Below are 23463 nucleotides of genomic sequence, written 5' to 3' on the forward strand. Positions count from 1 at the left end.
TCCGTCTGTCGGTAAAGCGTCCTTCAGCCGGCGGATCGGCCACGCCCGTCAGCCCGTGGCTGACAGGGCGGCAGCAGTGGGACAGAGTAGGGACGCCCCTGCAGTAGTTTCCCTTTGGGCTTTGTCAGGCTTGCGAGGACCCCGCTATGCACGCCCTGCTCTGGTTCAAACAGGATCTGCGACTCGACGACCACCCGGCCCTGCAGGCCGCCCTGAGCGCCGAACGCCTGCTGCCGCTGTTCGTCTTCGACCCGGCGCTGCTGCAGCCGGGCGAATACGGCATGCGCCGCCTCGGCGTGCACCGCACGCGCTTCCTCCTGGAGAGTCTCGCCGCGCTCAATGGCGCCTTGCGCCAGCGCGGCTCCCAGCTGCTGGTGCTGCCGGGCCGCGCCGAACAGCTGATCCCGCGGCTGGTCAGCCGCCTGGGCCTGGACCAGGTGCTGACCCTGGAGGAGATCGCCCCGGACGAGCGCGCCCAGCTCGAGCGGGTGCAGCGTGGCCTGGGCGAAGTGCCGCTGCAACGACTGGAGGGTAACGGCCTGCTGCGCAGCGCCGAACTGCCCTGCGCGGTCGATCAACTGCCGGCGGTGTACAGCCAGTTCCGCGAACTGATCGAGCAGCGCCTGCAGGTGTTCCAGCCACAAGCGGCGCCGAGCCGAATGCCGCCGCTGCCCGAAGGTGCCGAGGCGCTGATGCAGCCGTTGCCCGGCCTGTCCCGGCTGGGCCTCGGCGAGCCGCTCAGCGTGCCGGCCAGCGCCTTTCCCTTTTCCGGCGGCGAAGCGGCCGGCCAGGCGCGGCTGCGCGACTACCTGTGGGAAAGTCGCGGCGTGCGTCACTACCAGCAGACCCGCAACCAGCTGCTCGGCAGCGAGTACTCGTCGAAGTTCTCGCCGTGGCTGGCCAACGGCAGCCTGTCGCCGCGGCGCATCGTCGTCGAGCTGCGCCGCCATGAGGCCCAGGCCGGGCGCAACGACTCGACCTATGCGCTGTGGCTGGAGCTGTTGTGGCGCGAGTTCTTCCGCTGGACCCTGGTGCGCCACGGCGCCGCGCTGCTCCGCGCCGGCGGGGTGAAGGCCACCGAGCGTGCGCCGCGGCGGCTCGATCAGCGCTTCCAGCGCTGGTGCCAGGGGCGCACCGGCCTGCCGCTGGTGGACGCCAACATGCGCGAACTGGCGGCCACCGGCTTCATGTCCAACCGCGGCCGCCAGGTGGTCGCCAGCTATTTGATCAACGACCTGCAACAGGATTGGCGGCATGGCGCCGCCTGGTTCGAGGAGCACCTGCTCGACTACGACCCGGCCAGCAACTGGGGCAACTGGGCCTACCTCGCCGGGGTCGCCTGCGACCCGCAGCGCAGCCGGATGTTCAACGCCCTGCGCCAGGCCCGCGCCTACGACCGCGACGCCGCCTACGTCAGCCTGTGGTTGCCGGAGCTGCGCCACCTGCCCCCGCACCTGCGACACACGCCGTTCCTGCTGCCGCAGCGGCAACTGCAGGCACTGAACTATCCACGTCTGGAACAGATCCCGGAGACCTGGCGGCCCTACCTGCCGAAGGCCGCCTGACGCCGCAGGCGGCGCGCCTCAGCCGCGCTCGATGCGGTTGCGCCCGCCGCGCTTGGCGCGGTACAGCGCCTGGTCGGCGCGCTCGAGGACCTGGTCGCTGCGCTCGCCCTCGGCGAATGCGCTGATGCCGGCCGACAGGGTGATGCTCACCCGCTCGCCGCGGAAGTGGAACGGGCAGCCCTGGATTCCCTCGCGCAGCGTCTCCAGCAGCTGCAGGCCGCCGTCGAGCGGGGTCGAGGGCAGCAGCAGGACGAACTCCTCGCCGCCGAAGCGGGCGATGAAGTCGATCTTGCGCAGGCGCCTGCGCAGCTCCTGGGCGATGATCTTCAGCACCTTGTCCCCGGCCAGGTGACCGTAGGCATCGTTGATTCCCTTGAAGTGGTCGATGTCTACTATCGCCAGCAGCAGGTCGCCGCCATAGCGCTGCCAGCGGGCCAGCTCCAGGTCCAGTCGCTCGCCCCAGGCGGCGCGGTTGGGCAGTCCGGTGAGCGGGTCGAGCAGGGCCTTCTGCCGCTGCTCTTCCAGGTGCTGGCGAAAGCCCTTGGCTTCCTCCTCCATGTGCGCCACCCGCTCGACCAGCGTCTGCAACCGCCCGCCCACCTGCTGGTCGCGCTCATCGCGCTGGCGCTGGTACTGCTGCATGGTGTCGAGCAGGCCATTGAGGCGACTCTCCACCAGCTCCTTCAGGCTGCCCAGGTCGGTCGCCTGGCGCACGCTGCTGTGCAGGCCGTCGACCTGCTGGCGCAGTTCGCTGTCCAGCCCGCGCACCACGCTGAGGGACTCGGCGTAGTCCTCGTGGGCGTCCTGCAGGGAGCCCTGGAAGGTCGCCAGGCGCTCGTTGAGCTGCTTGAGATAGACCTCGAAGTCGCGCTGGCCGACATCGGCGATGGCCAGCATCAGCACCGCCAGGTCGTCCAGCACCGGCACCAGCTCGTAGAGGTTCAGGCCGGCGCGGATACGCTCGCGCAGCAGGTCGGCCTGGGCCTGGTGACGGTCCGGCAGGGGCAGCTCATCCAGCAGGCCGAGCAGGCTCGCCTCGACACGCTCGGCAATGGCGCTGTAGCCGGGTTCGGGCGGCGCCGGCAGGGCATATTCGACATCCGCCACCGGCTCGACTGGCGCAGGATCCATAAGCCCGGCATCGGCTGGCTGCTCCGTTTCTGGCTCTGGCTCTGGCTCTGGCTCCACAGCCTGCGCGCCCGGCAGCAGGTCCGCCGGCGCGGGCAGGCTGTCCAGCGGCGGCAGGCCAGGCGTCCGTTCGGCCATGGGCGCGGCGCCGGGCGCCAATGGCTCATTGCCGTCACGCCCACCGAACCAGCGTTGCAGCAGGCCAGGTCGCGCGGGCTGATCCTGGCTGCGCTCGGCCAGCGCCCGCTGCTGCAACTGCGCCAGCTCGGCGAGCAGCACCGGCAGCTCGCGCATCTGCCCGACGCGCGCGTCGAGCCCCTTGGCAAAGCGCTTCAGCGGCTTGTGCACCTCGCGCGGCAGGTCCAGGTCGAGCAGCGGCTCGACCAGCGCCGCCAGCGCGCCGGCGACCTGGGCGATGCGCTGCTGGCGCTGTTTTTCCGAGTCGAGCACCGCCCGTTCCAGCCGTGGCACCAGGGCCGCGAGGCCGACATCGATGTCGTCGCGGCGGAGGATCTCGCGCAGATCCTGCATGCATTGATCGACCGCCTTGTCGGCGCCCTCGGCGGCCAGGCTGCTGCGCACCAGGCCGCGGCGCATCAGGTCGAGGCGGGCGTCCCAGCGCCGCTCGAGTTTTTCCTGCTGCTCCAGGCTGGCCAGGTACTTGTCCTTCCAGCGCTGCGCGTCGTCGCTCATCTCAGGTCCCCCGCGCGGGTACCACTCAGCACCGGCGTGCGGCGCGACTCGGCACCGTTCGGCAGGCGAATCTCCACGGCCACCGGCAGGTGATCGGAGATCGGCAGCGACAGCACTTCGAAACGCTCCAGCTGCAGCTGCGGACTCAGCAGGATGTGATCGAGGCAGCGCTGCGGCCGCCAGCTGGGAAAGGTTGCCTCGAGCTGCGGCGCCAGCAGGCCGAGGTCGCGCAGCGGCGAGTGCTGCAGCAGGTCGCGGGCATGGGTGTTCATGTCGCCCATCAGCACCTGGTGACGGTAGTCGCCGATCAGCTCGCGGATATAGGCCAGCTGGCGCGTGCGGGTGCGCGCGCCGAGGGCCAGGTGCATCATCACCACCACCACGGCATCGGGCCCCTCGCCGAGGCGCAGGAGCATCGCCCCGCGCCCGGGCGGCCCCGGCAACGGGTGGTCCTCCAGCAGGCTGGGGCGCAGGCGGCTGAGCACGCCGTTGCTGTGCTGGGCCAGGCGGCCGAGGTTGCGATTGAGCTGCTGGTACCAGTAGGGGAAGGCGCCGAGGTGGGCCAGGTGCTCGACCTGGTTGACGAAGCCGGAACGCAGGCTGCCGCCGTCGGCTTCCTGCAGCGCCACCAGGTCGTAGTCGGCGAGCAGGGCACCGATGCGCTGCAGGTTGCCGGCGCGCCCGGGGTGCGGCAACAGGTGCTGCCAGCCGCGGGTCAGGTAGTGGCGATAACGCTCGGTGCTGATGCCGACCTGGATATTGAAGCTGAGCAGGCGCAGACGGCCGCCACTGGGCCAGTCGGCGGCAGGTGTGCAGCCCGGGTTGACCCGCGGATCACACAAGCCTGCCTGGCGTGCGTTGGACCACCTGCGCAACATGCTCGGCGCTCGCGGCGTGCCGCTTACTGCGCGGCACGCTCCTGGGCGATCAGGTGGTCAGCCACCTGCAGGGCCTGCTGCGGGCCGCCGGAGCTGCCGATGTCGAAGCGGTACTTGCCGTTGACGATCATCACCGGCACGCCGCTGATCTGGTAGGCCATGGCCAGCTTCTTGGCCTTCTCCATCTGGCCCTTCACGGCGAAGGAGTTGTAGGTGCTGAGGAACTTGTCCTTGTCGACGCCCTGGGTGGCGAGGAACTCGGCCAATTCCTCGGGGGTGGCCAGCTTCTTGCCCTGCTTGTGGATGGCCTCGAACACCGCGTCATGCACCTTCTGCTCGACCTTCATGCTTTCCAGGGTGATGAAGGCCTGGCCGTGGACGTTCCACACACCGCCGAACAGCGCCGGCACGCGCACGAAGTTGACGTCCTCGGGCAGCTGCTCGACCCACGGATTGATGGTCGACTCGAACTGATAACAGTGCGGGCAGCCGTACCAGAACAGCTCGACCACTTCGATCTGCCCCGGCTTGGACACCGGCACCGGGCTGGTCAGCTCGACGTACTGCTTGCCGGCCTGGATCGGCTCGGCCTGAGCAGCCATGCCAAACAGGCTGGCGGTGGTGAGGGCGGCACTGAGAATCAGGTTACGCATGTGTGACTCCTTGACGATTGAGCGGCGCCCTGTGGCGACCAGCGTTCGACCCGCCGGGGCGGTTCCGGGTTCCCAGCATTGTAGCGGGGCGACAAACGAAAAAGGGTGGCCGAAGCCACCCTTTCCCTGTCACAGCATTGCAGGCTGTTTCCGCATCAGTGCAGGCCTTGCACGTAGCTGGACAGCGCTTCGATGTCCTTGTTGCTGAGCTTGGCCGCGATGCCGCGCATGATCTGGCTGTCGCCGTCGTTGGTGCGGTTGCCTTCGCGGAAGTCGGTCAGCTGCTTGGCCACGTAAGCCGCGTGCTGGCCTCCCAGCTGGGGGAAACCGGCCGCGTCGAGGCCGGCGCCGTCCGGCGAATGGCAGCCGGTGCAGGCCGGCATGCCCTGGTCCAGCTTGCCACCACGGAACAGGGCTTCGCCCCGAGCCACCAGCTTCGGGTCCGCCGCGCCGACGCTCATCTTCTGGCTGGTGTAGTAGGCCGCGATGTCGGCCAGGTCCTGCTCGCTGAGGTTGTCCAGCAGGCCGGTCATTTCCACCACGCCACGATTGCCGGACTTGATGTCGTTCAGTTGCTTGAGCAGGTAGCGCTCGCCCTGACCGGCCAGTTTCGGGAAGTTCGGTGCAGCGCTGTTGCCATCGGCGCCATGGCAGGCGCCACACACGGCGACCTTGCCCTGACCGGCGGTGGCGTCACCGCCAGCGGCTTGGGCCAGGCCGGTGATGCCCAGGGTCAACAGCAGACTCACGAGTACTTTGTTCATCAGCTAATCCAACTACGGCTAAGAGAGAAAGAGTTTTGCGTCGGACCTACTCGGCCATCAATTCGATGACCGCCTGGTAGTCCTCGGCGCTGCAGTCCATGCACAAACCGCGGGGCGGCATCGCATTCAGACCATTGGTGACGTTCTGTACCAGTACGTCCATGCCCTTGGCCAGACGCGGCTCCCAGGCAGCCTTGTCACCCCGTTTCGGCGCCATCGGCAGTTGACCGTTATGACAGGCCGCACAGGCGCGCGCGTACACGGCCTCCGGGTCCTGAGCGGCCTGGACCTGGAGCGACAGCATCGACACAACGGCGGCTAGCACTATTTTTTTCATGAGATCGGCCTCATCGGGGAGGGGAACGGCCTGCTTTCTACGGGCAGATGATCTATCGCGTTCCCGTGAACACCTATCCAGCAGCTGGGACAAAGCGCACACAAAATCGCCGGCATTATATACTGGCGCCACTGAAACGGAAACGACGCCACTTGCCGCGCGCCGCTGCGCCCGGCAGGCTGCGCGCAAATGTCGCAAGGGCCACGCGCTGCCCCACCTCCCACGCCCGCCCTCAACGGATGCCCCGATGCAAGCCAAGAACCCCATTATCGGTCTGTGCCAACAGGCCAGCTTTCTCATCAGCGCCGCCAAGGTCGACCAGTGCCCGGACGACCTCGGCTATGAAGTGGCCTTCGCCGGCCGCTCCAACGCCGGCAAATCCAGCGCCCTCAACACCCTGACCCATGCCAGCCTGGCGCGCACCTCGAAGACCCCGGGGCGTACCCAGCTGCTGAACTTCTTCCGCCTCGACGACGAGCGTCGCCTGGTCGACCTGCCCGGCTACGGCTACGCCAAGGTGCCGATCCCGCTGAAGCAGCACTGGCAGAAACACCTGGAGGCCTACCTGGGCAGCCGCGAGAGCCTGCGCGGCCTGATGCTGATGATGGATATCCGTCACCCCCTGACCGAGTTCGACCAAATGATGCTGGACTGGTCGGGCGCCAGCCAGATGCCCATGCACATCCTCCTGACCAAGGCCGACAAGCTGGCCTTCGGCGCGGCCAAGAACGCCCTGCTCAAGGTCCAGCAGGAGATTCGCAAGGGCTGGGGCGAGCGGGTCAGCATCCAGCTGTTCTCGGCGCCCAAGCGCCAGGGCGTGGAAGAGGCCCAGGCGGTGCTGGCCAACTGGCTGGAGCTGGGCCGGACGGCCGCGGCCGAGGACTGAGCAGGCCGCCGGAGGGACGCGGAGACTTTTTTGCGGACAAAAAAAACCCCGAGCTTCGTATGGGGAGGGAGAAGTTCGGGGTTTAAGGCTCTGAACCGCTAGGGCGGGGTTCAGATGTCTGCCAACACTTAACACAACATCAGGAGCATCGAAGGGCCTGTCGGCCATTCCTAGACTCTGACTGCCCGCGCAAACGCAAAGTTCAGGCGCTTTTTAAAATCTATTGGCAATAAAAACCTCAATAGCTAAGAGATTCTGATTCTAAAGAGCCCGCGCCCGTGGCCCTGTGCCCCGGGCGCCGGCTCGACCAGCCCGGGGCTCAGTGCGCCTCGTCCCAGTTGTCGCCCACCCCGACCTCCACCAGCAGCGGCACGTCCAGCTCCGCAGCGCAGCCCATCAGCGCCTTGATCCGCTCGCCGACCTGCTCGACCAGGTCCTCGCGCACCTCCAGCACCAGTTCGTCGTGCACCTGCAGGATGACCTTGGCGTCCAGCGCGGACTCGCTCAGCCAGGCGTCCACGGCGACCATGGCGCGCTTCATGATGTCCGCGGCGGTGCCCTGCATCGGCGCGTTGATCGCCGTGCGCTCGGCGCCCTTGCGCAGGGCCGGGTTCTTCGCGTTGATCTCCGGCAGGTACAGGCGGCGGCCGAACAGGGTCTCGACGAAGCCCTGCTGGGCCGCCTGCTCGCGGGTGCGCTCCATGTAGGCCAGCACCCCCGGATAGCGGGCGAAGTAGCGATCGATATAGGCCTGGGACTGCTTGCGGTCGACGCCTATCTGCTTGGCCAGGCCGAAGGCGCTCATGCCGTAGATCAGGCCGAAGTTGATCGCCTTGGCGCTGCGCCGCTGGTCGGTGGTCACCTCGTCCAGGGCCACGCCGAACACCTCTGCGGCGGTGGCGCGGTGCACGTCGAGGTCATGGCGGAAGGCATCCAGCAGGCCGGCGTCCTTGGCCAGGTGGGCCATGATGCGCAGCTCGATCTGCGAATAGTCGGCGGCCAGCAGCTTGTAGCCCTCGGGCGCGACGAAGGCCTGGCGGATGCGCCGGCCCTCGGCGGTGCGGATCGGGATGTTCTGCAGGTTCGGGTCGCTGGAGGACAGCCGCCCGGTAGCCGCCACCGCCTGGTGGTAGCTGGTGTGGATGCGCCCGGTACGCGGGTTGATCTGCTCCGGCAGGCGGTCGGTGTAGGTGCTCTTGAGCTTACTCAAGGAGCGGTACTGCATCAGCACCTTGGGCAGCTCGAAGTCCTGCTCGGCCAGCTCGGCGAGCACCGCCTCGGCGGTGGACGGCTGGCCCTTGGCGGTCTTGCTGAGAATCGGCAGGCCGAGCTTGTCGTAGAGGATCACCCCGAGCTGCTTGGGCGAGGCCAGGTTGAACTCCTCGCCGGCGATGGCGAAGGCCTGGCGCTCCAGCTCCACCAGCTTGTCGCCGAGCTCCTGGCTCTGCTGACCGAGCAGCTTGGCGTCGACCAGCGCGCCCTGGCGCTCGATGCGCGCCAGCACCGGCACCAGCGGCATCTCGATCTCGCGCAGCACCTTGGCCAGGGACGGCTCGGCCTCGAGCCTGGCCCACAGGCACTGGTGCAGGCGCAGGGTGATGTCGGCGTCTTCCGCCGCATAAGGCCCCGCCTGCTCCAGGGCGATCTGGTCGAAGGTCAGCTGCTTGGCGCCCTTGCCGGCGATGTCCTCGAAGCGCACGGTGCTGTGGCCGAGGTACTTGAGGGCCAGGCTGTCCATGTCGTGGCGGGTCGCGGTGGCGTCCAGCACATAGGATTCGAGCATGGTGTCGAAGGCCACGCCCTGCACTTGGACCGGCGTGGAGGCGTTGGCCAGGACGTTGATGTCGTACTTGGCGTGCTGGCCCACCTTGGCCCTGGCCGGGTCCTCGAGGATCGGCTTGAGCGCCTGCAGCACCGCGTCGCGATCCAGCTGCTTGGGCACGCCCATGTAGGAGTGGGCCAGGGGGATATAGGCCGCCTCGTGGGCGCTGACCGCGAAGGACAGGCCGACCAGCTGCGCCTGCTGGGGGTCGAGGCTGGTGGTTTCGCTGTCGAAGGCGATCAGCTCGGCGCCCGCGAGCTTGCCCAGCCAGGCCTCGAACTGCGCCTGTTCGAGGACGATCTGGTAGTCCGACTCGACGGCGGCGGCCTCATCTGCCGCCGCGTCGGTTGGCGCGGCGAACAGGTCGCCGGCCGGCGCCGCGGCCTGCTCGGCCAGGCGCTTGTCCTGGCGCAGCAGCTCGTCCAGCCAGCTCTTGAACTCCAGCTCGGCGTACAACTCGGCCAGCGCCGCCCGGTCCGGTTCGCCCGGATGCAGGGCGTCGATCTCGATGTTCAGCGGCACGTCCAGCTTGATGGTCGCCAGCTCGTAGGACAGGTAGGCCATCTCGCGGTGCTCGGCGAGCTTGGCCGGCAGCGTCTTGGCGCCGCGGATCGGCAGTTCCGCGACCTTGTCGAGGTTGGCGTAGAGCACGTCGAGGCCGCCGCCGAGGCCGACCAGCAGGCCCAGGGCGGTCTTCTCGCCGACCCCGGGGACGCCGGGAATGTTGTCGACCTTGTCGCCCATCAGCGCCAGGTAGTCAATGATCAGTTCGGGACCGACGCCAAATTTCTCTTTCACGCCATCCACGTCGTAGACGCTTCCGGTCATGGTATTGACCAGCGTAACGTGCGGGCAGACCAGCTGCGCCATGTCCTTGTCACCGGTGGAGATCACCACGTCGCGGCCCTGGGCGGCGCTCTGCCGGGCCAGGGTGCCGATCACGTCATCGGCCTCCACCCCCTCGACGCACAGCAGTGGCAGACCCAGGGCGCGCACGCTGGCGTGCAGCGGCTCTACCTGCACCCGCAGGTCATCGGGCATCGACGGCCGGTTGGCCTTGTACTCGGCATAGAGTTCGTCGCGGAAGGTCCCGCCCTTGGCGTCGAAGACCACCGCGAAGGGGCTGTCCGGGTATTGCTTGCGCAGGCTCTTGAGCATGTTCAGCACGCCCTTGACCGCGCCGGTGGGCAGGCCCTTGGAGGTGGTCAGCGGCGGCAGGGCGTGGAAGGCGCGGTACAGGTACGAGGACCCATCGACCAGCACCAGGGGAGCGTTTGACATGAGCAGGATCAACCTTTTCGGCGGGGGCAGCGCTAGAATGACTGCACCATTGACGACAAAGGGACAAGGTTATCATGCGCACAGCCAATCGCCTGTTGCTGGCCAGCCTGCTGGCACTCGCCTCCGTCGCGGCTCACGCCGAGGACCCGGTGTCCGGCGATCCGGACGTAACCATTCGCCAGGAAGGCGACAAGACCATCGAGGAATACCGGGTCAATGGCTTCCTCTATGCAATCAAGGTCACGCCGAAAGGCGGCAAACCCTACTTCCTGGTGCGTGCCGATGGCAGCGATGGCAACTTCGTGCGCTCCGACCATCCGGACATGCTGATTCCGGCGTGGGAAATCTTCAAATGGTAAAGCGATCCTGATATGTCGGTTTTCACCCCCCTCGAACGCCATGAACTGGAAACCTTTCTCGCGCCCTACGGGCTCGGTCGCCTGCGCGACTTCCAGGGCATCGCCGCCGGTAGCGAGAACAGCAACTTCTTCGTCAGCCTGGAGCAGGGCGAATTCGTCCTGACCCTGATAGAGCGCGGCCCGAGCGGCGACCTGCCGTTCTTCATCGAACTGCTCGACGTGCTCCACGAGGCCGACCTGCCGGTGCCCTACGCCCTGCGTACCGAGGCCGGCGAGGCGCTGCGCGAGCTGGCGGAGAAGCCGGCGCTGCTGCAGCCGCGCCTGCCCGGCAAGCACATCACCCACCCCAACGCGCACCACTGCGCGGAGGTCGGCAGCCTGCTGGCCCACCTGCACCTGGCCACCCGCGGGCACATTCTCGAGCGCAAGAGCGACCGCGGCCTGGACTGGATGCTCGCCGAAGGCCCGAGCCTGGCCCTGAAGCTGCCGGAGGCCGACCTGCCGCTGCTGCGCGACGCCCTGGCCGAGATCGCCGCGCTCAAGGCGAAGATTCTCGCCCTGCCGCGGGCCAACCTGCACGCCGACCTGTTCCGCGACAACGTGCTGTTCGACGGCAATCACCTCACCGGGGTGATCGACTTCTACAACGCCTGTTCGGGGCCGATGCTCTACGACCTGGCGATCACCCTCAACGACTGGTGCTCGGAGCCCGACGGCAGCCTCGATCAGCCCCGCGCCCAGGCCCTGCTCGGCGCCTATGCCGCACTCAGGCCGTTCGGCGCTGCCGAGGCCGAGCTGTGGCCGGCCATGCTGCGTGTGGCCTGCGTGCGCTTCTGGCTCTCGCGGCTGATCGCCGCCGAGTCCTTCGCCGGCCAGGAAGTGCTGATCCACGACCCCAACGAGTTCCTCCGCCGCCTTGCCCAGCGCCAGCGGGTCGACCTGCCCCTGCCGTTCGCCCTGTAGCGGCCCGTAGGGTGCGCCCTGCGCACCGCTTGCCGGTTACGGTGTGACCGGCTCGCACGGCGCACCCTACGGCAGCTGCCTTAGCCGCACCGGGAATAGCCGCAATTGAGGCAGGTGGCGCAGCCCTCCAGCTGCACCACCGCCTGGGTCTGGCACTTGCCGCACAGCTGCGCCCCGGGTGGGAAGCCTTCGCCGGGTTCCACCGAGGCGGCGTCCTGGCTGGCCTGGTAGACCGCCCACTTCTCCGCCAGCAGGCGCCGTTGCTGCTCATCCAGCTCATGACCCTCGAGCAGGCCGATGGCGGTCAGGTGGCGTTCCAGCACCGCGCCGATCTCCGCCACCAGCGACGGCATGTAAACCCCACCGCGCTTGAGGTAGCCGCCGCGCGGGTCGAACACCGCCTTCAGCTCCTCGACCAGGAAGGTGCAGTCGCCACCCTTGCGGAACACCGCCGACATGATCCGGGTCAGCGCCACTATCCACTGGAAGTGCTCCATGCCCTTGGAGTTGATGAAGATCTCGAAGGGCCGGCGCTGCTCGTGGGGCGTGCCGGCGTTGAGCAGGATGTCGTTGATGGTGACGTACAGGGCATGCTCGAACAGCGGCGACTTGATCTTGTAGGTCACCCCGAACAGGGTTTCCGGGCGCTGCAGGGTCTCGTCCATCTGCACCAGGGCAGGCGTCGCCTCGGCCTCGGCGGCCGGCGAGGGCGGCGCCTCGTCGACCAGCTGGAAGCCCGTGATGCGTTGTTCGATCTTCACCACCATGCTCTTCTCCGCCGGGCTGCCCAGGATCGGCGCAGCGCCGCTCAGTACTTGCCGTAATAGCCTTCCTTCAGCGCCTCGAACAGGTTGGCGGCGCTGTGCAGCTGGCCGTCGTACTCCACCTGCTCGTCGCCCTGCAGTTCCACCTGGCTGCCATCCGCCAGTTCGAAGCGGTAGCGGGTGCGCGCCAGGTCCGCCTGCTTGACCAGCACCCCCTGGAACGCCGCCGGGTTGAAGCGGAAGGTGGTGCAGCCCTTGAGGCCCTGGCGCCAGGCGTACAGGTAGATGTCCTTGAACGCCTCGAAGGGGTAGTCGGTGGGCACGTTGGCGGTCTTGGAGATCGACGAGTCGACCCATTTCTGCGCCGCCGCCTGGATATCCACATGCTCGGTGGGGCCGATGTCCTCGCTGCTGACGAAGTAGTCGGGCAGGCGCTCGGCCGGGTCCTGCGAGCCGGGCATGGCCCGCGGGTTGACCAGGCTGCGGTAGGCCAGCAGCTCGTAGCTGAACACCTCGACCCGCTCCTTGCTCTTGCGCCCGGGGCGGATCAGGTTGCGCCAGTAGTGCTGGGCGAAGCTCGGCTCGATGCCGTTGGAGGCGTTGTTGGCCAGGCTCAGGCTGATGGTGCCGGTGGGGGCGATGGAGCTGTGGTGGGTGAAACGCGCGCCGCGCTCGGCCAGGGCATCCACCAGCTCCGGCGCCTGCCCGGCCAGATGCTGCATGTAGCGCGAATAGCGGGCGTGCAGCACCCGCCCGGGCAGGCGGTCGCCGACCTTGTGGCCATCGCGGGCCAGCTCAGGGCGCAGCCGCAGCATCTGCGCGGTCACCTCGAACTCCTCGGCCAGCAGCGGCGCCGGGCCCTTCTCCTCGGCCAGCTCAAGCGCCACCTGCCAGCCGGTCAGGGCCATTTCCCGGGCCACTTGCTCGGTGAATGCACAGGCCTCGGCGCCGCCGTAGCGCAGCTTGAGCAGGGCCAAGGTCGAGCCCAGGCCGAGAAAACCCATGCCATGGCGGCGCTTGCCGAGGATCTCGGCGCGCTGTTCGGCCAGCGGCAGGCCGTTGATCTCCACCACGTTGTCCAGCAGGCGGGTGAAGATGCGCACCACCCGGCGGAAAGCGTCCCAGTCGAAGCGCGCCGCGGCGCCGAAGGGGTCGAGGACGAAGCGGGTCAGGTTGACCGAGCCGAGCAGGCAGGAGCCGTAGGGCGGCAGCGGTTGTTCGCCGCAGGGGTTGGTGGCGCGGATGTTTTCGCACCACCAGTTGTTGTTCCACTGGTTGACCCGGTCGATGAGGATGAAACCCGGCTCGGCATAGGCGTAGGTGGCGGCCATCAGCTGGTCCCAGAGCTCGCGAGCCGGCAGGCTGCCGTGGACCTTGCAGGCCACCCGGCCTTCGTCGTCAACGCAGTAGCCCTGCTGCAGCGGCCAGTCGCGCCAGCGCACCTGGGCCGGATCGTCGAAGTCGAGGTCGGCACGCTCCTTGGGATGCACCGGGAACAGCAGCGGCCAGTCGGCGTCCTGCTCGACCGCCTGCATGAAATCGTCGCCGACCAGCAGGCTCAGGTTGAACTGGCGCAGGCGGCCGTTCTCGCGCTTGGCCTCGATAAACGCCTGCACGTCCGGGTGGGCGATGTCAAAGGTGGCCATTTGCGCGCCGCGGCGGCCGCCTGCCGAGCTGACGGTGAAGCACATCTTGTCGTAGATATCCATGAACGACAGCGGCCCGCTGGTCTGCGCCCCAGCCCCGGAAACCCGGGCGCCGCGCGGGCGCAGGGTGGAGAACTCATAGCCGATGCCGCAGCCGGCCTTGAGCGTCAGCCCGGCTTCGACCAGGCGACCGAGGATCGCCTCCATCGAGTCCTCGAGGGTCCCCGACACCGTGCAGTTGATGGTCGAGGTGGCCGGCTTGTAGGCCTCGGCACCGGCGTTGGCGACGATGCGCCCGGCCGGGATGACGCCGTGGCGCAGCGCCCAGAGGAACTCCCGGTACCAGTGCTCGCGCCGCTCGGGCTGCTCGACCGCCGCCACGGCGCGGGCGATGCGCTGCCAGCCGTGGTCGATGCTGGCGTCCAGCGGCTTGCCGTGCCCGTCGCGCAGGCAGTACTTCTGCGCCCAGATGTCCAGCGCGGCGGCCTGCAGGGGAATGTCAGGGGCCGTCGTCGCTGGGGACTTGCCGCGCTTGGCCATGTGCGGTCCTCCCGTCGCCGAGCCGAGCGACCCGGTGCGGGATCGACCGCCCCGACCTGTCGGCAGCCGGCGGGCGAACAGCAGGGTCGCTGACCTTTACCTTAGCCCCTGCGCGACCGCCGCGACGTTGTTCGGCCCGCCGGCAGCGGTTCCAGGCCAGGCGCCAGGCGGCGCTACAGCGGCTCGAGGCAACCGGCGAGGGTCTCGCCCAGCTGCGCCAGCAGGCGCTCGTAGCCGCTTGCGTCGACCGCCAGGCTGCCGCCCATGCCGTCCAGCTCGGCCAGGGTCACCGGCAGGCCGGCGCTCAGGGTTTCGGCCAGGCGCGGGCGCAGCGGCGGTTCGCTGAACACGCAGGCCGGTCCGCCCGCCTTCAGCCGTTCGCGCATCGCCGCCACATGGCGGGCGCCGGGCTGCACCTCGCCGGAGACGCTGAACACCCCGGCATGCTCCAGGCCATAGGCGGCCTCGAAGTAGTCGTAGGCCTGGTGGAAGACGAAGTAGGGCTTGCCGCGCACGCCACTCAGGCGCGCACGCAGACGCTCATCGAGGGCCGCCAGGCGCTGCTCGAAGCCGGCGAGATTGCTCTGGTAGCGCGCGGCGTTGGCCGGGTCGGCGGCAGCCAGGTCGGCGGCCATGCGTGCGGCGATCACCCGGGCATTGGCCGGCAGCAGCCACAGGTGCGCGTCCAGGCTGCCGGGACGGTGGGCGTGGTCGTGCTCTTCCAAGTCGGCCTGATGCTCTGGTTCGTGCCGGCCATGTGCATGCTCTGCATCGTCATGCCCGCCATGCTCCTCGTGCCCGTGGTGCTCATCGTGCTCATCGTGTGCGGCGTGTCCGTCGCCGAAATGCCGCAGCTGCATCCCAGGCAGGTCCTGCACGGCGACGCTGGGCTTGTCCCGCGCCTCCAGCACCCGCGGCAGGAAGCTCTCCAGATCGGCTCCGACCCAGTACAGCAGCTCCACCTCGCGCACCCGGCGCACGTCGGAAGGTCGCAGGGCGTAGTGATGCGGCGAGGCGCCCGGCGGCAGCAACACCTCAGGCTGGCCGACACCGTCCTGGACGGCGGCGGCGATCAGCTGCAGCGGCTTGATCGAGGTCAGCACGCGCACCTCGGCCTGCACCGCGGCGCTGAACGAGAGGAGGACACACAAGAGGCTGGCAGCTGAACGTAGACGCGACACGAGGAACACCCGGGCAGGAAGAAACAGGTAATATAATAACGTCTCCCAGCCAAGGCGTCGCCGCCCATGATCCTCACTCCGCTGGCCTCACGTCCCCACGACCATTCGCGCTGCGTCAGCCAGGCCCTGGCCGATGCCGAGAGCATCTGCATGCGCCAGGGCCTGCGCCTGACCGCATTGCGCAAGCGCGTGCTGGAGCTGGTCTGGCAAAGCCACAAGCCGCTGGGTGCCTATGACATCCTCGCCGTGCTGAGCGAGGAGGACGGGCGCCGTGCCGCGCCGCCGACCGTCTACCGCGCCCTGGACTTCCTCCTCGAGCACGGCCTGGTGCACCGCATCGCCTCGCTCAACGCCTTCGTCGGCTGCAACCGGCCGGAGCACGCCCACCAGGGCCAGTTCCTCATCTGCCGCCAGTGCCACGCGGCGATCGAGCTGGAACAGACGGCGATCAGCCAGGCCATCGTCAGCGCCGCAGCAAATGTGGGCTTCAGCGTGGAAGGCCAGACCGTGGAAGTGGTCGGTCTGTGCAGCGGCTGCCGGGAGGTCGAATGAGCGATGCCCTGATCCGCCTCGACGGCGTGGGGGTCCGCTTCGCCGGGCAGGCCGTGCTGCAGGACGTGCAGCTGAGCGTCGAGCCCGGGCAGATCGTCACCCTGATCGGCCCCAACGGCGCCGGCAAGACCACCCTGGTGCGTGCCGTGCTCGGCCTGCTCAAGCCGCAGGTCGGCAGCGTCTGGCGCAAGCCCAGGCTGCGCATCGGCTACATGCCACAGAAACTGCACGTCGACGCCACCCTGCCGCTCAGCGTGCTGCGCTTCCTGCGCCTGGTGCCGGGGGTCGATCGCGCCAGCGCCCAGGCGGCGCTCGCCGAGGTCGGCGCCGGCCAGGTGCTCGACAGCCCATTGCAGGGCATCTCCGGCGGCGAGCTGCAGCGTGTGCTGCTGGCCCGCGCGCTGCTGCGCAAACCCGAGCTGTTGGTGCTCGACGAGCCGGTGCAGGGCGTCGACGTCGCCGGCCAGGCCGAGCTGTACCGCCTGATCACCCGCCTGCGCGACCGCCACGGCTGCGGCGTGCTGATGGTCTCCCACGACCTGCACCTGGTGATGAGCACCACCGACCAGGTGGTCTGCCTCAATCGCCACGTCTGCTGCTCCGGCCACCCGGAGCAGGTCAGCTTCGACCCGGCCTTCGTCGAGCTGTTCGGCCAGGACGCCAAGAGCCTGGCGGTCTACCACCACCACCACGACCACGAGCACGACCTGCATGGCGCCGTGGTCAAGGAGCCGGGCGGCCTGAGCATCCAGGGCCCGCTCAAGCCGCACGTCCACGGAGATGGCTGCAACCATGGCTGATTTTCTGCTCAACGCCCTGCTCGCCGGCCTGGCCCTGGCCCTGGTCGCCGGCCCTCTGGGCTCCTTCGTGGTGTGGCGGCGCATGGCCTATTTCGGCGACACCCTGTCCCACGCCGCGCTGCTCGGCGTGGCCCTGGGCCTGATGCTGGACGTCAGCCCGACCCTGGCGGTGACCGTCGGCTGCGTGCTCCTGGCGGTGCTGCTGGTGACCCTGCAGACCCGCCAGCCGCTGGCCTCCGACACCCTGCTGGGGATCCTCGCCCACAGCACCCTGTCCCTCGGCCTGGTGGTGCTGAGCTTTATGCGCGAAGTGCGCATCGACCTGATGAGCTACCTGTTCGGCGACCTGCTGGCGGTCGGCCCGAGCGACCTGGCCTGGATTCTCGCCGGCAGCGCCCTGGTCCTGCTGGCGCTGGCATTGCTCTGGCGGCCGCTGCTGGCGATCACCGTGCACGAGGAGCTGGCCCGGGTCGAGGGCCTGCCGGTGGCGGCGATCCGCCTGAGCCTGATGCTGCTGATCGCCGTGGTGATCGCCGTGGCGATGAAGATAGTCGGCGTGCTGCTAATCACCTCGCTGCTGATCATTCCCGCGGCCGCCGCCCAGCGTCACGCCCGCACCCCGGAGCAGATGGCCCTGGGCGCCAGCCTGCTGGGCGTCGTCGCGGTGTGTGGCGGGCTCAGCCTGTCCTGGTTCCAGGACACCCCGGCCGGCCCCTCGATCGTGGTCAGCGCCGCCAGCCTGTTCCTGCTGAGCCTGGCCTGGCCGCGGCGCACGGCCTGACGGCGGCGCATGATACGGTTTGGTGCCGCCCGGTCAGGGGGTGTAGAATTGCGCACTTTTTGCGCAACCCGAGACTCGCAGCAATGAAGTCGTTCGCCTCACGTTGTCTAGCCCTGGTCGCGGCGTCCTTGCTGCTCGCCGCCTGCCAGCAGGCCCCGCAGGTCGCCGCCCCGCCGACCGACGAACTGGTCAGCGCCTTTCGCCAGCTCGACCACAGCCTGGCCGCCGGCCAGCTGGACGCCGCCGAGGGCCAGCTCGCGGCCCTGCAGCAGCGAGCCAGCGGCGACACCCGCCTGGAGCAGTATCAGCGCCAGCTGGCCGAAGCCTACCTGCAGCGCGGCCAGCAGGCCCTGCAGAGCGGCGACCTGGATCGCGCCACCAAGGCCTTGAGCCACGCCCGCAGCCTGATGCCCCAGGCGCCGGCCCTGACCACCGGCCTGGATGGCGCCATCACCCAGGCCCGGGATGCCGAACTGGATGCCGCCGACCGCGCCCACAGCGCCGCCGAACAGGCCGCGGCGCGAGCCGAGGAAGCCCGCCAGGAACAGGCCCGCCAGCTGCGCCAGGCCGCGGAGCGGCAAGCCGCCGCCATCCAGGCGACCCAGCTGCCGAACACCCCGCCCCCACCGAGCCCGCCCCAGGCCCGACTGATCGATCCGAACGCCGCCAGCACCCCGGTGCCGCTGCCGATGCTCGACCGCCAGGACAACGACAGCCTGCGCGATCTGCTCGACCAGGTCGCCGAGGACGTGGTGGCCTTCCGCTGCACGGTCAGCATCGAGGTGCGCCAGGCCAAGGATTTCCACTGGGTCGCCGCCCTGCTCAACGCGCGGGTCAAGCGTCTCGACCCGACCTTCAGCCCGCGCCTGACCCAGGTGGTCAAGCCGGCGCAGACGCCGCAACTGGTGCTCAGCCCGACCCGCCGGCCTTAGTCACTCGCTGCGCAGGCACGGCCGGGTTCGCCCGGCCGTTTGCATTGGCGCTGACTAGACTGCTTCGGGCGGCCCGCCTCATTAATTCAATTCAGCTATAACCATAGGCCTATAAAGATTTTTGCGGCCTAAACAGCGACGGGTAGACTAGCCGGCCTTTCCGGCCTACCCGCCCGTTCGACGAACCCAAAAGGTTTCCCGCGTGATCGAATTCCAGTCAGTCCACAAGGCGTACCACGTCGCCGGACGCGCCATTCCGGCCCTGCAGCCGACCGACCTGCACATCGCCCGCGGCGAGGTGTTCGGCATCATCGGCCATTCCGGCGCCGGCAAGAGCACCCTGTTGCGCCTGATCAACCGCCTGGAGGAACCCAGCGGCGGGCGCATCGAGGTCGACGGCGTCGACACCACCGCCCTGGATGCCGACGGCCTGCGGCGCTTCCGCCAGCGCGTGGGGATGATCTTCCAGCACTTCAACCTGCTGTCCTCCAAGACCGTGGCCGACAACGTCGCCCTGCCGCTGAAGCTGGCCGGCGAGCTGTCGCGCAGCGCGATCGACCAGCGCGTCGCCGCCCTGCTGGCCCGGGTCGGCCTGCAGGAGCACGCGGGCAAGTACCCGGCGCAGCTGTCTGGCGGGCAGAAGCAGCGGGTCGGCATCGCCCGCGCCCTGGCCACCGAGCCGAAGATCCTGCTGTGCGACGAGGCCACCAGCGCCCTCGACCCGCAGACCACCGCCTCGGTGTTGCAGTTGCTGGCCGAGATCAACCGCGAACTGGGCCTGACCATCGTGCTGATCACCCACGAGATGGACGTGATCCGCCGGGTCTGCGACCGCGTGGCGGTGATGGACGCCGGCCAGGTAGTCGAGCTGGGCCCCGTGGCCGAGGTGTTCCTGCACCCGCAACACCTCACCACCCGACGCTTCGTGCTGGAGTCCGAGCATGTCGACGAGCACGAACAGCACGACGACTTCGCCCATGTCGAAGGCAGCATCCTGCGCCTGACCTTCCAGGGTGAAGCCACCTACGCGCCGCTACTCGGCACCGTGGCCCGAGAAACCGGGGTGGACTACAGCATCCTGGCCGGGCGCATCGACCGAATCAAGGACACGCCCTACGGCCAGCTGACCCTGGCCCTCACCGGCGGCGACCTGAACGCCGCGCTGGCGCGCTTCGAGGCCGCCGACGTGCACCTGGAGGTGCTGCGCTGATGGACACCCTGTTCCCCAACGTCGACTGGCCGGAAATCTGGCAGGCCAGCCTGGACACCCTGAGCATGCTCGGCGGCTCGCTGCTGTTCACCGTACTGCTCGGCCTGCCCCTGGGCGTGCTGCTGTTCCTCACCGGGCCACGGCAGATGTTCGAGCAGAAGGCCCTGTACGGCGTCATCTCGCTGCTGGTCAACGTGCTGCGCTCGGTGCCCTTCGTCATCCTGCTGATCCTGATGATCCCGCTCACCGTGCTGGTCACCGGCACCTCCCTGGGCGTCGCCGGGGCCATCCCGCCGCTGGTGGTGGGCGCCACGCCGTTCTTCGCGCGCCTGGTGGAAACCGCCCTGCGCGAGGTCGATCGCGGCATCATCGAGGCGACCCAGGCGATGGGCGCCAGCACCCGCCAGATCATCCTCAACGCCCTGCTGCCCGAAGCCCTGCCGGGCCTGATCGCGGCCATCACCGTCACCGCCATCACCCTGGTGTCCTACACCGCCATGAGCGGCCTGATCGGCGGCGGCGGCCTCGGCGACCTCGCGGTGCGCTACGGCTACCAGCGCTACCAGCCGGACGTGATGCTGGTCACCGTGGTGCTGCTGCTGATCCTCGTGCAGATACTGCAAAGCACCGGCGACAAGCTGGTGGTGCATTTCTCCCGTAAATAGAACGGCAGCCGCGCGGCCATCCGCCGCCGCCTGCACCTTTCCCACAAGGAGTCGATCATGAAAAAACTGCTAGTAGCCGCCGCGGCCTTCGCCGCCCTCTCCGCCCAGGCGGAAAGCCTGAGCGTCGCCGCCACCGCGGTGCCCCACGCGGAAATCCTCGAGTTCGTCAAACCGGCCCTGGCCGCCGACGGCGTCGAGCTGGAGATCAAGGTGTTCACCGACTACGTGCAGCCCAACGTGCAGGTGGCGGAGAAGCGCCTGGACGCCAACTTCTTCCAGCACCAGCCGTACCTGGATGAGTTCAACAAGAGCCGCGGCACCGAACTGGTCGCCGTCGCCGGCGTGCACGTCGAGCCCTTCGGCGCCTACTCCAGCAAGATCAAGAGCCTCGACGCCCTGCCCGAGGGCGCCCAGGTGGTGATCCCCAACGACGCCACCAACGGCGGCCGCGCCCTGCTGCTGCTGCAGAAGGCCGGGGTAATCACCCTCAAGGACGCCAGCAACATCCTCGCCACGCCCAAGGACATCGCCGAGAACCCCAAGGGCATCAAGGTGCGTGAGCTGGAAGCGGCCACCCTGCCGCGCGTGCTGAACCAGGTCGACCTGGCGCTGATCAACACCAACTACGCCCTGGAAGCCAAGCTCAACCCGACCCAGGACGCCCTGGCCATCGAGGGCAGCGACTCGCCCTACGTCAACATCCTGGTCGCCCGCGCCGACAACAAGGACGGCGCGGCCCTGCAGAAGCTGGTCAAGGCGCTGAACAGCGCCGAGGTGAAGGCCTTTATCGAAGAGAAGTACCAGGGCGCCGTGGTGCCGGCGTTCTAAGCCGCACGCACGTCCCACACCACCAGGAGCCCGCCGCGTGCGGGCTCTTTCATGTCGGTCACTGCACAGTGGTGCGCGTGGCGCACCCGCCTCACCGCCCAGGCAGTCCAGCAGGCAGTCCAGCAGGCACTCCAGCGCCGGCTGGCGCTGCGCCCGGCGCATCACCGCGACCAGTTCGCGGTGGAAGGTCAGCGGGCCCAGGTCGATCACCCGCAGCCGGGTCGGCCGCTGCAGCCACAGGCCGGCGCGCGGGATCAGCGACACCCCCATGCCGCACTCGACCATCCGCACGATGGCCTCCAGCTCGTCCAGTTCCAGCGCCTCGCGTACGTTCAGGCGCTGTTCGCGCAGGAACTGGCTGACCCGCCGGCCGCCGAAGGAGCTGCGGTCGTAGCGCACGAAAGGCTGCTCGGCGAGCAGGCGCAGGGGCGCATCGCCCTCGACGTCCAGGGGCGCGATCAGCACGAAGGGCTCCCGCGCCAGGCTGACTTGCAGCAGCTCCTTGGGCAGCTCGAAGGGCGGCCTGATCAGCAGCGCCAGATCCAGCTCGCCGGCATCCACCTGGCTCAGCAACTGCAACGACACGCCCGGCACCAGCTTCAGCTCGACCCGCGGAGCGGCGGCGCGAAAGCGCGGCAGGGCCTCGGGCAGCAGGCCGGTCTGCACCGTGGCGATGGCGCCGACCCGCAGCTCGCCCTGCCACTGCGCCAGTGCGGTGGGCAGGGCCATCTGCGCATAGAGCGCGAGGATCTGTTCGGCCAGGGGCAGGGCGTGGCGACCGGCGGCGTTGAGCACCGCGGCGCGGCCGCTGCGGTCGAACAGGCGCACGCCGAGATGCTGCTCCAGCACGCGCATCTGCGCGCTGACCGCCGACTGGGTCAGGCCGATGTGCTGGCCGGCGGCGGCGAAGGTGCCGTGTCGGGCGACCATCAGAAAGGTTTTCAGCTCACGCAGCATCGATGCCTCGACTGATCGATTTTGTTTTTGCTTGCGCGCAAGGATATTCGCTTTAAATCAGTTTCGTCGTTACTAGAATGGGCAGACCCACCTAGCCGACAAGGAGCCACACCATGCCACTCGCCCCCTTTCATCTGGCCATCCCCGTGCATGACCTGGCCGCCGCCCGGCATTTCTACGGCGAGGTATTCGGCTGCGCCGAGGGACGCAGCAGCGCGCAATGGGTGGACTTCGACTTCTTCGGCCACCAGCTGGTGATCCACCAGGCGCCGAAGATGGCCTATCAGGAAGCGGCGCACAGCAATCCGGTGGACGGCCACGACGTGCCGGTGCCGCATTTCGGCGTGGTGCTGGCGTGGGACGACTGGCAGCGCCTGGCGCAGCGGCTGCAGGCCAGGGGCACGCGCTTCGTCATCGAGCCCCATGTGCGCTTTCAGGGCCAGGTCGGCGAGCAGGCCACCCTGTTCCTCCTCGACCCCTGCGGCAATGCCCTGGAATTCAAGGCCTTCAAGGACATCGCCCAGCTGTTCGCCAAGTAGCCACAGCCAAGCTGCCGACAGCGCAGACGGAACCCTCCGCCGCTGCCGTACATACGGAGCGGCGGAGGGATTCGTCCAGTAGGCGGGATGGAATCAGCCGGCAGGCTTGAGCAACTCGGGCAGCTGCACGGCGAGCTTCTGGTTGTTCAACGGCGCGCGAATGAAGCCACGCTGGGTGCCATCCGGGCCGAGGATCACCAGGTTGCCGCTGTGGCTGACGGTGTAGTTTTCCTCGCTGGTGTCGGCCGGGATGTAGGGAATGCTCACCGCGTTAGCCAGTTTCTGGATGGCATCCGGCTCGCCGGTCAGGCCGATGAAGTCGGCGTCGAAATAACCCAGGTACTTCTTCAGCTGCTCCGGGGTATCGCGGTGCGGATCGACGCTGACCAGCACCACGCGCAGGTTGGCCCGCGCCTCCTCGGGCAACAGGCCGCGCAGCTGCCGCAATTCGGCCAGGGTGGCCGGGCAGATGTCCGGGCAGAAGGTGTAGCCGAAGAACAGCAGGCTCCACCGGTCCCTGAGCTGGTCGAGCTGGAACGCCTGGCCGTCCTGGTCGACCAGGCTCAGCTCCGGCAGGTTGCGGCTCTGCGGCAGCAGCACGATGCCGGCGTCGAGCAAAGCGGTGGGGTCGGCCTGGCCCTTGGCGGTGAGCACCTTGTTGACGGTCAGGCCGAGGATCAGGGCGACCAGCGCGACGAGGATGAAGACGGTTTTCTGGGTTCGAGTCATGACACCAACG

The 23463-nt window shown here is 68.5% G+C and carries 22 protein-coding genes and 1 pseudogene; 12 read left to right on the top strand and 11 right to left on the bottom strand.

Going from position 1 to position 23463, the window contains the following annotated elements:
- The first annotated feature begins 146 nt into the window (after window positions 1-146).
- Window positions 147-1565 (top strand): DASH family cryptochrome, encoded by a 1419-nt coding sequence (locus ACSX1D_RS20795; protein WP_439860254.1) that lies wholly within the window; start codon window positions 147-149, stop codon window positions 1563-1565.
- 18 nt (window positions 1566-1583) lie between these two features.
- Here ACSX1D_RS20795 and ACSX1D_RS20800 read toward each other — a convergent pair whose 3' ends face one another.
- From ACSX1D_RS20800 to ACSX1D_RS20820, 5 genes are all read right to left on the bottom strand, one after another.
- Entirely contained in the window at window positions 1584-3386 is a 1803-nt protein-coding gene (locus ACSX1D_RS20800) for a diguanylate cyclase (protein WP_439860255.1), read from the bottom strand.
- Complete coding sequence (locus ACSX1D_RS20805; protein ID WP_439860256.1) at window positions 3383-4264, bottom strand: endonuclease/exonuclease/phosphatase family protein; 882 nt, start codon at window positions 4262-4264, stop codon at window positions 3383-3385. Before ACSX1D_RS20805 ends, ACSX1D_RS20800 begins: the two co-directional genes overlap by 4 nt.
- A gap of 23 nt (window positions 4265-4287) precedes the next feature.
- Window positions 4288-4917: a thiol:disulfide interchange protein DsbA/DsbL gene (locus tag ACSX1D_RS20810; protein ID WP_439860257.1), complete on the bottom strand. Its 630-nt coding sequence runs from the start codon at window positions 4915-4917 to the stop codon at window positions 4288-4290.
- A 155-nt stretch (window positions 4918-5072) separates the two neighbouring features.
- Window positions 5073-5681: a c-type cytochrome gene (locus ACSX1D_RS20815; protein WP_439860258.1), complete on the bottom strand. Its 609-nt coding sequence runs from the start codon at window positions 5679-5681 to the stop codon at window positions 5073-5075.
- A gap of 46 nt (window positions 5682-5727) precedes the next feature.
- On the bottom strand, window positions 5728-6018 hold the full coding sequence (locus ACSX1D_RS20820; RefSeq protein ID WP_439860259.1) for a c-type cytochrome: 291 nt from the start codon (window positions 6016-6018) through the stop codon (window positions 5728-5730).
- 247 nt (window positions 6019-6265) lie between these two features.
- Here ACSX1D_RS20820 and yihA point away from each other — a divergent pair, with 247 nt between their 5' ends.
- The gene (gene yihA / locus ACSX1D_RS20825; protein ID WP_439860260.1) at window positions 6266-6904 is read left to right on the top strand and encodes a ribosome biogenesis GTP-binding protein YihA/YsxC; all 639 of its coding nucleotides are present in this window, start codon (window positions 6266-6268) and stop codon (window positions 6902-6904) included.
- Window positions 6905-7223: 319 nt separating this feature from the next.
- On the opposite strand, the gene polA is transcribed toward yihA, so the two are convergent.
- Window positions 7224-10007, bottom strand: coding sequence for a DNA polymerase I (gene polA, locus ACSX1D_RS20830; protein WP_439860261.1), 2784 nt, complete (start codon window positions 10005-10007; stop codon window positions 7224-7226).
- A 74-nt stretch (window positions 10008-10081) separates the two neighbouring features.
- On the opposite strand from polA, the gene ACSX1D_RS20835 reads away from it, so the two are divergent.
- Window positions 10082-10366 carry a DUF2782 domain-containing protein gene (locus tag ACSX1D_RS20835; protein ID WP_439860262.1) on the top strand — a complete coding sequence of 95 codons (285 nt, stop codon included), beginning with the start codon at window positions 10082-10084 and terminating at the stop codon, window positions 10364-10366.
- Between the two features lie 12 nt (window positions 10367-10378).
- Window positions 10379-11329 carry a homoserine kinase gene (locus tag ACSX1D_RS20840; protein WP_439860263.1) on the top strand — a complete coding sequence of 317 codons (951 nt, stop codon included), beginning with the start codon at window positions 10379-10381 and terminating at the stop codon, window positions 11327-11329.
- An 80-nt stretch (window positions 11330-11409) separates the two neighbouring features.
- Here the strand turns inward: ACSX1D_RS20840 and ACSX1D_RS20845 are convergent, their stop codons facing one another.
- The 3 genes from ACSX1D_RS20845 to znuA form a co-directional block, all read right to left on the bottom strand.
- Window positions 11410-12096 (bottom strand): TSCPD domain-containing protein, encoded by a 687-nt coding sequence (locus tag ACSX1D_RS20845; RefSeq protein ID WP_439860264.1) that lies wholly within the window; start codon window positions 12094-12096, stop codon window positions 11410-11412.
- A gap of 41 nt (window positions 12097-12137) precedes the next feature.
- A complete protein-coding gene (locus ACSX1D_RS20850) occupies window positions 12138-14279 on the bottom strand; it encodes an adenosylcobalamin-dependent ribonucleoside-diphosphate reductase (protein ID WP_439860265.1) in 2142 nt (713 codons plus the stop codon).
- A gap of 173 nt (window positions 14280-14452) precedes the next feature.
- Window positions 14453-15460: a zinc ABC transporter substrate-binding protein ZnuA gene (gene znuA, locus ACSX1D_RS20855; RefSeq protein WP_439860266.1), complete on the bottom strand. Its 1008-nt coding sequence runs from the start codon at window positions 15458-15460 to the stop codon at window positions 14453-14455.
- 66 nt (window positions 15461-15526) lie between these two features.
- Here znuA and zur point away from each other — a divergent pair, with 66 nt between their 5' ends.
- The 7 genes from zur (at window position 15527) to ACSX1D_RS20890 (ending at window position 21228) form a co-directional block, all read left to right on the top strand.
- Window positions 15527-16012: a zinc uptake transcriptional repressor Zur gene (gene zur, locus ACSX1D_RS20860; protein ID WP_439860267.1), complete on the top strand. Its 486-nt coding sequence runs from the start codon at window positions 15527-15529 to the stop codon at window positions 16010-16012.
- Window positions 16009-16812, top strand: coding sequence for a zinc ABC transporter ATP-binding protein ZnuC (gene znuC, locus ACSX1D_RS20865; protein WP_439860268.1), 804 nt, complete (start codon window positions 16009-16011; stop codon window positions 16810-16812). The genes zur and znuC overlap by 4 nt, the downstream gene beginning before the upstream one ends.
- Window positions 16805-17593, top strand: coding sequence for a zinc ABC transporter permease subunit ZnuB (gene znuB, locus ACSX1D_RS20870; protein ID WP_208707547.1), 789 nt, complete (start codon window positions 16805-16807; stop codon window positions 17591-17593). Before znuC ends, znuB begins: the two co-directional genes overlap by 8 nt.
- 83 nt (window positions 17594-17676) lie before the next feature.
- The gene (locus ACSX1D_RS20875; RefSeq protein ID WP_439860269.1) at window positions 17677-18525 is read left to right on the top strand and encodes a PA5502 family lipoprotein; all 849 of its coding nucleotides are present in this window, start codon (window positions 17677-17679) and stop codon (window positions 18523-18525) included.
- Between the two features lie 202 nt (window positions 18526-18727).
- The gene (locus ACSX1D_RS20880; protein WP_208707553.1) at window positions 18728-19735 is read left to right on the top strand and encodes a methionine ABC transporter ATP-binding protein; all 1008 of its coding nucleotides are present in this window, start codon (window positions 18728-18730) and stop codon (window positions 19733-19735) included.
- Complete coding sequence (locus ACSX1D_RS20885) at window positions 19735-20400, top strand: methionine ABC transporter permease (protein WP_208707556.1); 666 nt, start codon at window positions 19735-19737, stop codon at window positions 20398-20400. Before ACSX1D_RS20880 ends, ACSX1D_RS20885 begins: the two co-directional genes overlap by 1 nt.
- Before the next feature lie 57 nt (window positions 20401-20457).
- Window positions 20458-21228, top strand: coding sequence for a MetQ/NlpA family ABC transporter substrate-binding protein (locus tag ACSX1D_RS20890; RefSeq protein ID WP_439860270.1), 771 nt, complete (start codon window positions 20458-20460; stop codon window positions 21226-21228).
- A 108-nt stretch (window positions 21229-21336) separates the two neighbouring features.
- Here ACSX1D_RS20890 and ACSX1D_RS20895 read toward each other — a convergent pair.
- Window positions 21337-22185: pseudogene (locus tag ACSX1D_RS20895) on the bottom strand (LysR substrate-binding domain-containing protein); the annotation flags it as partial.
- Between the two features lie 113 nt (window positions 22186-22298).
- Here ACSX1D_RS20895 and ACSX1D_RS20900 point away from each other — a divergent pair.
- Window positions 22299-22724: a VOC family protein gene (locus ACSX1D_RS20900; protein WP_439860271.1), complete on the top strand. Its 426-nt coding sequence runs from the start codon at window positions 22299-22301 to the stop codon at window positions 22722-22724.
- Window positions 22725-22817: 93 nt separating this feature from the next.
- On the opposite strand, the gene ACSX1D_RS20905 is transcribed toward ACSX1D_RS20900, so the two are convergent.
- Complete coding sequence (locus ACSX1D_RS20905; protein WP_439860272.1) at window positions 22818-23453, bottom strand: SCO family protein; 636 nt, start codon at window positions 23451-23453, stop codon at window positions 22818-22820.
- Between the last annotated feature and the right edge of the window lie 10 nt (window positions 23454-23463).

This window comes from Pseudomonas sp. MBLB4136 (assembly GCF_051904765.1).
Taxonomy (GTDB): Bacteria; Pseudomonadota; Gammaproteobacteria; order Pseudomonadales; family Pseudomonadaceae; genus Aquipseudomonas.